Source organism: Bradyrhizobium sacchari (assembly GCF_002068095.1).
Classification (GTDB): Bacteria; Pseudomonadota; Alphaproteobacteria; order Rhizobiales; family Xanthobacteraceae; genus Bradyrhizobium; species Bradyrhizobium sacchari.
Map to the genome: position 1 here is coordinate 255,873 of NZ_LWIG01000026.1, position 7,359 is coordinate 263,231.

The 7,359-nt window shown below is 65.4% G+C and carries 9 protein-coding genes; 4 read left to right on the forward strand and 5 right to left on the reverse strand.

All coding sequences use genetic code 11. From position 1 onward, the window contains the following. Positions 1–194: 194 nt before the first annotated feature. Both A5906_RS25240 and A5906_RS25245 read right to left on the reverse strand, forming a co-directional pair. A complete protein-coding gene (locus tag A5906_RS25240; RefSeq protein ID WP_080137960.1) occupies positions 195–1,859 on the reverse strand; it encodes an acetolactate synthase large subunit in 1,665 nt (554 codons plus the stop codon). A gap of 268 nt (positions 1,860–2,127) precedes the next feature. Further along, entirely contained in the window at positions 2,128–3,021 is an 894-nt protein-coding gene (locus tag A5906_RS25245) for a LysR family transcriptional regulator (RefSeq protein ID WP_080137961.1), read from the reverse strand. A 104-nt stretch (positions 3,022–3,125) separates the two neighbouring features. Here A5906_RS25245 and A5906_RS25250 point away from each other — a divergent pair, with 104 nt between their 5' ends. Further along, on the forward strand, positions 3,126–3,866 hold the full coding sequence (locus A5906_RS25250; protein ID WP_080137962.1) for an SDR family oxidoreductase: 741 nt from the start codon (positions 3,126–3,128) through the stop codon (positions 3,864–3,866). A 27-nt stretch (positions 3,867–3,893) separates the two neighbouring features. Beyond that, complete coding sequence (locus tag A5906_RS25255; RefSeq protein ID WP_080137963.1) at positions 3,894–4,127, forward strand: tautomerase family protein; 234 nt, start codon at positions 3,894–3,896, stop codon at positions 4,125–4,127. Between the two features lie 181 nt (positions 4,128–4,308). Here the strand turns inward: A5906_RS25255 and A5906_RS25265 are convergent, their stop codons facing one another. Next, on the reverse strand, positions 4,309–4,860 hold the full coding sequence (locus tag A5906_RS25265; RefSeq protein WP_080137964.1) for a carboxymuconolactone decarboxylase family protein: 552 nt from the start codon (positions 4,858–4,860) through the stop codon (positions 4,309–4,311). A gap of 69 nt (positions 4,861–4,929) precedes the next feature. Here A5906_RS25265 and A5906_RS25270 point away from each other — a divergent pair, with 69 nt between their 5' ends. Continuing rightward, entirely contained in the window at positions 4,930–5,292 is a 363-nt protein-coding gene (locus tag A5906_RS25270) for an MmcQ/YjbR family DNA-binding protein (RefSeq protein ID WP_080137965.1), read from the forward strand. 44 nt (positions 5,293–5,336) lie between these two features. On the opposite strand, the gene A5906_RS25275 is transcribed toward A5906_RS25270, so the two are convergent. Both A5906_RS25275 and A5906_RS25280 read right to left on the reverse strand, forming a co-directional pair. Beyond that, entirely contained in the window at positions 5,337–6,080 is a 744-nt protein-coding gene (locus tag A5906_RS25275; RefSeq protein ID WP_245326891.1) for a 2-keto-4-pentenoate hydratase, read from the reverse strand. Between the two features lie 76 nt (positions 6,081–6,156). Then, positions 6,157–6,615: a MarR family winged helix-turn-helix transcriptional regulator gene (locus A5906_RS25280; RefSeq protein WP_080137967.1), complete on the reverse strand. Its 459-nt coding sequence runs from the start codon at positions 6,613–6,615 to the stop codon at positions 6,157–6,159. A 147-nt stretch (positions 6,616–6,762) separates the two neighbouring features. Between A5906_RS25280 and A5906_RS25285 the strand changes: the two genes are divergently transcribed. Beyond that, complete coding sequence (locus A5906_RS25285; RefSeq protein WP_080137968.1) at positions 6,763–7,164, forward strand: Ohr family peroxiredoxin; 402 nt, start codon at positions 6,763–6,765, stop codon at positions 7,162–7,164. The last annotated feature ends 195 nt before the right edge of the window (positions 7,165–7,359 follow it).

Genomic DNA, 7,359 nt, shown 5'->3' on the forward strand with positions numbered 1-7,359 from the left:
GGTGAGGTGGTTGTTACGAATGTCGGCGTTCGGTGGCGGCAATACAAGTGCGGCTCTCATGTTAGCTGAAGGTCCCGCCCGGACCTCCGTCATTGCGAGCGCAGCGAAGCAGTCCAGAGGCTTTCCGCGGAAACAGTCGGGATTGCTTCGCTGCGCTCGCAATGACGATGTGGAAAAAGCTTCGCCTCCATCAATCACGCCTTTGCCTTCTCATGCGCGCGCAGCTCGTCCACCAGCACCCGCACGTTCTCCGAATAGTCGATCGGGATCGACACCAGATGCACGCCGCCCTCCTTGAACGCCGCCTCGAGCGTCGGGCCGAAGCTGTCGATGCTCGCGATACGGTGCCCCTTGGCTCCGTACGATTTTGCGTACAGCGCAAAATCGGGATTGCCAAAGGTCATGCCGTAATCGGCGAAGTGATCGACGGCCTGCTTCCAGCGGATCATGCCGTAGGCGTTATCCTCGAGCACCAGCACGACCAGGTTGAGCTTGAGGCGGACGGCGGTCTCCATCTCCTGGCTGTTCATCATGAAGCCGCCGTCGCCGGCGACCGCGAGCACGCGGCGCTCGGGATAGAGCATCGCGGCCATCATCGCCGACGGCAGGCCGGCGCCCATGGTCGCCAGTGCGTTGTCGAGCAGCAGCGTGTTGGCGACGCGGGTGCGGTAGTTGCGCGCGAACCAGATCTTGTACATGCCGTTGTCGAGCGCGACGATGCCGTTCTCCGGGATCACCTGGCGGATGTCGTGCACGATGCGCTGCGGTGTCGGCGGCCAGCGCGCCTCGGTGGCGCGGTCGGCGATATGGCCGAGAATTCCTTCCCTGAGCGGCAGCAGCGCCGCCGCCTGCGGCAGCTTGCCTTCGAGACGGTCGGCCAAAAGCTCGAGACTCGGGCCGACGTCGCCGACGACCTCGGCGTCGGGGAAATAGACCTGCTCGACGCTGGCCGAGGTGTAGCTGACGTGAATGACCTTCGGCCCCGACGGCCCCATGATGAAGGGCGGCTTCTCGATCGGATCGTGACCGATCGCCACGATCAGGTCGGCGGCGTCGATGGCATCATGGACATAGTCGCGCTCGGACAGCGCAGCGGTGCCCATGTAGAGATTGGTGCCGCCGGGCACGGTGCCCTTGCCCATCTGCGTGGTGAAAAAGGGAATGCCGGTGCGCCGCACGAAGCTTGCGATGCCGTGCGTCGAGCGCGGCCGGCTCGTTGCCGCGCCCATCATCACCAGCGGGTGCTTCGCCGCCAAAATCATCTCGGCGGCGCGGTCGAGCGCGGCACGATGGGCGACGGGAATCTCGATCGGATGAATCGGAATCACGGGGACGGCCGGCACCTCGTCGCCGGCGATGTCCTCGGGCAATTCCAGATGCACCGGGCCCGGCCGCTCCTCCATCGCGACGCGAAAGGCATCGCGCACCACGGTCGGAATGCTGGAGGCGCTGACGATCTGCCGCGACAATTTTGTCAGCGGCTTCATGGTAGCGACCACGTCCACGATCTGGAACCGCGCCTGCCGGCTGCTCATGATCGCCTTCTGGCCGGTGATCAGGATCATCGGCATCGCGCCGAGATGCGCATAGGCCGCACCCGTCGACAGGTTGAGAGCGCCGGGGCCGAGTGTGGAGAGACACACGCCCGGCTTGCCGGTCAGCCGCCCGTGCGTCGCCGCCATGAAGGCAGCGGCCTGCTCGTGACGGGTCAGGACCAGCTCGATGCTGGAGTTGCGCAGCGATTCGACCAGATCGAGGTTCTCCTCGCCGGGAACGCCGAAGATGCGATCGACGCCCTCGTTTTCAAGCGCGGCGACAAACAGATCCGATCCCTTCACCTTGTGGTCCTGCCCGCTCATGTTGCCTCCCGGTCGTTGTGTGTTCCATGCCAGGGAACGATCGCATCGTAGCCGTCCGTGGCCCCCGCACAACTCACAAAGAGGCGTGCAATTGCATCAAAATCGTCATTGCGAGCGCAGCGAAGCAATCCAGAATCACTCCGCGGAAAGACTCTGGATTGCTTCGCGGAGCCTGTCATCGGGCCGCGCTTCGCGCGGACCCGTTGGCTCGCAATGACGGAGCGAGTGGAACGCCCTTCCCACCAACGCTTCGTAGCCCGGGTGCCTTCTACAGCTTCGCTTCGGCAAAGATGCCGGCGACCCAGTCGAGGAAGACGCGCAGGCGCAGCGCGAGCTGGCGGTTTTGTGGATAGAGTGCAGACAGCGGCGTCGGCGACGGCGGGTAGTCGGCCAGCACCTCGACCAGCGCGCCACTGGCGAGATCGTCGGCAAAGCGATAGCGCGGTGCCTGCACGAGGCCGAAGCCGAGACGTGCAAGATCGGCCATGGTGTCGGAATTGTTCACGCGCACGCGGCTCGGCAGCACGATTTGACGCAATGCGCCGGCGACGGAGAATTCCAGCGGCAGCACATCGCCGGTGCGCGAGGAGACGAAGGCCACCATCTGGTGCCCGTCGAGCGTATCAGGCGTCGCGGGCATGCCGTGCCTGGAGAGATAGGCCGGGCTCGCCACCGTGATCTCCGCGATCGTGCCGAGCCGGCGCAGGATCATGCCGCTGTCCTCGGGCTCGCCCGACCGGATCACGCAGTCGATGCCCTCGCGCACGAGATCGACCAGACGATCGCCCTGCCCGATCTGCAAATCGAGCTCGGGATAGCGCGCCAAGAATTCCGGCAGATGCGGCAGGATGAAGGTGCGGGTCAGCAAGGGATGCGCGTCGATGCGCAGCAGACCGCGCGGCCGCGCATCGCGCATCGCGGTTTCGGCTTCCTCGACTTCGGCCAGGATGGCGACGCAGCGGCGGTAATAGTCCTCGCCGTCGAGCGTCGGCGTGACATGGCGCGTGGTTCGTTCGAGCAGCCGTGCGCCGAGATGCTGCTCGAGACTGCGCAAGACCTCGCTCGCGGTCGAGCGCGGAATGCCGAGATCGGCTGCCGCGGCCGTAAAGCTCCGCCGTTCGACGAGGCGGACGTACAGGCGCATGGCGTCAAAGCGGTCCATGGCCGATTGTTCACCACAGCCGACAAGTGATGGCAAGTCCGGGATGATTATCCGGCCGCAGCGATCAGGTATCCCCGTGGCCAACAGCATCGAGGAGACCCGCCATGACCCATCCATCTCAACGCGCCGCCATCGTGACGGGTGGCTCCCGCGGCATCGGCGCTGCCATCGCCCGTCGGCTTGCCCGGGACGGAATCGCGGTTGCGATCAACTATGCCAGCGGCCGCGACGCCGCCGATGCGCTCGTCGCCGAGATCGAGGCTGCCGGCGGACGCGCCATCGCCGTTCAGGCCGACCTCGCCGATCCGGCAACCCCTGCGCGGCTGTTCGATGCGGCCGAGCGCGCCTTCGGGCGCGTGCACATCCTCGTCAACAATGCCGGCGTCATGGAGCTCGGGCCGCTCGCGGAGGTGACCGACGAAGCGTTCGCGCGGCAGATCTCGATCAACCTCGACAGCGTATTCCGGTCCTTACGCGAAGCGGCGCGGCGGCTGCGGGACGGCGGCCGCATCGTCAGCTTTTCGTCCAGCGTCGTCGGCCTCTACCAGCCCGGTTATGGCGTCTACGCTGCAACAAAGGCCGCGGTCGAAGCCATGACGCACATCCTCGCCAAGGAGCTCGGCAGCCGCCGCATCACCGTCAACGCGGTCGCGCCCGGGCCGGTCGAGACGCGGCTGTTCCTCGAGGGCAAGAGCGAGCAGCAGGTGCGCGCCATCGCCGCCATGAACCCCTTTGGCCGCCTCGGCCAGCCCGACGACATCGCCGGCGTCGTCGCCTTCCTCGCTGGCAGCGACGGCGGCTGGGTCAACGGCCAGATCATCCGCGCCAATGGCGGCGTGGTCTGACGCGACGTTTTACAGGAGAGAGACATCATGCCGTTCGCCAATATCAAGATCCCCCAGGCCGCACTGTCGCGGGCGCAGAAGGCGGAGATCGTGCACAACCTCACTGCGCTGTTCGTCCACTATTTCGGCGAAGCAGCGCGGCCGCATACGATGGTGCTGATCGAGGAAGTCCCCGACGGCGGCTATGGCCGAGCCGACGAGGTGTTCATCCTGCCCGAGGCCTATCGCGCCGGGGATTCCGTTACGCCAGCTTCAGACTGAGCTCTGTGCCGCCCTTGAGCGCCTGCGTCATCGAGACGAAGCCGTTCTTGGGAGCGCGGATGAAATCGAGGCAGTCAGGCTCGGCATTGTCGTTCATGACGTGGCCGCCGAAGTCAGAGCACAAGCCACCAGTCCGTGATCGGCCGCCGAGCCTCGGTCCGGGACCGGTCCTGCGTCAGCCTTACTCGGCGGCTTCGCTATGGGGCACGCCCTGCTCGACCTCAAGCTGCAGGATGTCGTTGAAGCGGTTGAAGGCACCGCACAGCGCGATACGCCAGGTCAGCTCGACGATCTGCGCTTCCGAGAAATGCGCGCGGAGGCGATCAAAGATCTCGTCCCGCGTCTTGTTCCAGTTGTTGGTGACGGCGATGGAATATTCGACCACGAGCTTGTCGAGCACGTCGAGCTCGGGATGATCCTTGTAGTCGACGAGGCGCGCAGCGCCCTGCTCCGACACTCCCTGCACCGCCAGTTTCGGCGCGTGATGGGAGACGCAATAGTCGCATTTGTTGAGCAGTGAGACCGTGACCAGCGCGAGCTCGAGATGGCGCTTCGACAGATTTCCGTCCTCGGCAAGATCGACCAGCAGGGACCACATGTGCTTGAAGATCGGCAGCCGGTGCGCCATGACACCGGCCTGGTTCTCGAACGCGCCGTAGCTCGTCATCTTGTCCCACAGCGGCCGCAAGGCTTCCGGCAGGTCGTCCCTGGTCTTGATCGAAACACGCGACATGGCAATTGATCCCTGGTTGGAACGCGCATACTGCCACAAGGGCTCTGCCTGCGCCTCGATAGTGATCGCATGACACCCAAGATATTTGAAGCACGCTGCCTGCGCTTGCCCGCGGCCACCAAGGTGGTGCAGTGGGAAGGCACCTCCGTATTCAAGGTCGGCGGGAAGATGTTCGCGCTCGGCGGCGGCTTTGCCGCCGGCTCCGGCGGCTACATGTTCAAGGTCTCGGACATGGCCTACGGGATGCTGATCGAGCACGGCGTGGCGCGGCCGGCACCATATCTCGCCCGCGCCAAATGGGTGCAGCTCGTCAGCAACAACGCGCTGTCGGACGCCGAGCTCACGGCCTATCTGGTGCAGGCCCATGGGCTGATCGTGGCCAAGCTGACGCGCAGGGCCCGCAAGGCGCTGGGGCTCGCTCCGCCGGCGTGACCATCGCTGCGCCCGCGACGATGCTGGACCTTCATTCTTCCTGCTCAGAAGTCGACGGCGACCTCGCCGAAACCCACAAGGCGCGCACGGGCGCGGGTTCCGGCTTCCGCGAAGACCATGCCTGTGCACGAACCCGTCGTGACGATGTGGCCCGGCGAAAGAGGCACGCCCCGGTCCGCGCAATGGCGAATGAGCCAGCGCAGCAGGCGCCAGATATCGCCTGCGGGATTGCCTCCAATGGATCGCCGGCTAATGTCTTCGCCGATGGAGAGATCCGCCTCGACGCTCCTGAGATCGATGGAAGCAGCGCTGACTGTCGCGGCTGCTCCTATCAGCAGCGCGCCGTGGCTCTGCAAATCCGCATGCTGGGCCAAGGCGGCGCTGTTCGTCCAGTCATCGAGGCGCGTCTCGACCACCTCGATCGCGGGATAGACAGCGTCGATGGCACGTGCCAGTTCACGATCGGGCAACGCTGCGTCGTCGGCCGTGAGCGCTCGCCCGACCCGGAGTGCGACTTCCACTTCGACTCCGCGCAGGCGGAATTCCGGACCAAGCCGCGCGCCGGAGCCAAGCAGGCCGGACGCAGGCAGCGGCGCGCAGACGGGCTCGGCGTCCGGGCCCGCCGCGCCGACTTTCCAGCCGCCGAGCGGACCGATCCGGGCCAGCGTGGCATCCTGGATGGCGTAGGCGCCGGCGCGGTCCGAAGGCAGAATATCGCGCCAGGCGACCGGCTGCCCGCTGCCCCTCGCTGCGACCAACCGGTCCGCCGCTTCAGTCACTTTGCTCACGATGTTCTCCTGTAATGGGCCCAACCTCGGCGACGAGCGCGCCGCGGCGGAAACGCCCGACGTGTGTCGCGATACGCTAGCCATCAATATTGGTCGCGCGCAGCAGATTGTCGCGCAAGCGGCTCACCGTCTTCTGCACCACCGGAAAATCGTCGCCAAGACCTGTCGCCTCGATCAGGGACTCGCCGAGATCCTGCTCGATCAGCTTGCGCCCCGCAGGCGTCAGGCTCAGGCGCACCTGCCGCTCGTCGGCGGGATCGCGGTGGCGCTTGATCAGCCCCATCTGCTCGAGCTTCTTCAGGATCGGCGTCAGCGTGTTGGATTCCAGGAACAGCTTCTCGCCGAGCGCGCTGACGGTCTGCTCGTCCTCGTCCGATAGCGCCACCAAAGCGATGTACTGGGTGTAGGTGAGCCCCACCTTGTCCAGCAGGGGCTTATAGGCCCGGCCGAAGGCGAGATTGGCCGAATAGATCGCAAAGCAAAGGAAATTCGACAGTTTTCGGCCTTTGCCGGCTGATTTGGGGGAACGGGCCACGGGAACCTCCGCAATTCGTGATCTGCGCACCCATATAAATCGTATCCGATTAAATCGGAAGAGCTTGACCCCGGCGCCCGACGGGATTATTTCGGAGCGTATCCGATTAGATCGGATGCGATTAATAATCACCGAAGGATTACGACCATGACCTCCGCTGCAAAGGTTCTCTTTACTGGCAAGACCCACGTCACCTCGGGCGCCGACGGCGCCGCACGTTCCAGCGACGGCTTCCTGAACGTCAAGCTGGCCCAGCCGCACCCGGCCGCCGAAAACCTGTTCGCCGCGGCCTGGTCGGCCTGCTATCTCGGCGCACTCGGGCTCGCCGCTGCTCAACGCAAGCTCAAGCTGCCGAGCGAGCCGTCGGTCGATACCGCGATCGACCTGAACAATGCCGGCGGCGCGTTCTTCCTGCGTGCCCGTCTCGACGTCAGCGTTCCCGGCGTCGATCGCGCGGTCGCGCAGGAATTGATCGAGGCTGCGCACGGCATCTGCCCCTACTCCAAGGCAGTGCACGGCAACATCGAGGTGACCACCACGCTCGTCTGAAGCGCCACGAGGCGGACCGGCCGGCATCGGCCGGGCCCGCGCGGCGCGAACAAGCCCAATGATCACAAGGAGCCGACCATGAGCCACCGTCATCTGCGAGCCCTGCGCCTGCTGTCAAGCGCGGTCCTGCTCGCGGCAAACCTGTTCACACTGCCAGTCGCGGCGGCGGAGATTGGCGTCACGCGCACCGACCTT

What these genes read in the sequence shown, in the direction of transcription:
- A5906_RS25245 (WP_080137961.1), bottom strand. Translation starts at nt 3,021, where the DNA reads ATGGACCGCTTTGACGCCATGCGCCTGTACGTCCGCCTCGTCGAACGG.
- A5906_RS25270 (WP_080137965.1), top strand. Translation starts at nt 4,930, where the DNA reads ATGACACCCAAGATATTTGAAGCACGCTGCCTGCGCTTGCCCGCGGCC.
- A5906_RS25255 (WP_080137963.1), top strand. Translation starts at nt 3,894, where the DNA reads ATGCCGTTCGCCAATATCAAGATCCCCCAGGCCGCACTGTCGCGGGCG.
- A5906_RS25240 (WP_080137960.1), bottom strand. Translation starts at nt 1,859, where the DNA reads ATGAGCGGGCAGGACCACAAGGTGAAGGGATCGGATCTGTTTGTCGCC.
- A5906_RS25285 (WP_080137968.1), top strand. Translation starts at nt 6,763, where the DNA reads ATGACCTCCGCTGCAAAGGTTCTCTTTACTGGCAAGACCCACGTCACC.
- A5906_RS25265 (WP_080137964.1), bottom strand. Translation starts at nt 4,860, where the DNA reads ATGTCGCGTGTTTCGATCAAGACCAGGGACGACCTGCCGGAAGCCTTG.
- A5906_RS25250 (WP_080137962.1), top strand. Translation starts at nt 3,126, where the DNA reads ATGACCCATCCATCTCAACGCGCCGCCATCGTGACGGGTGGCTCCCGC.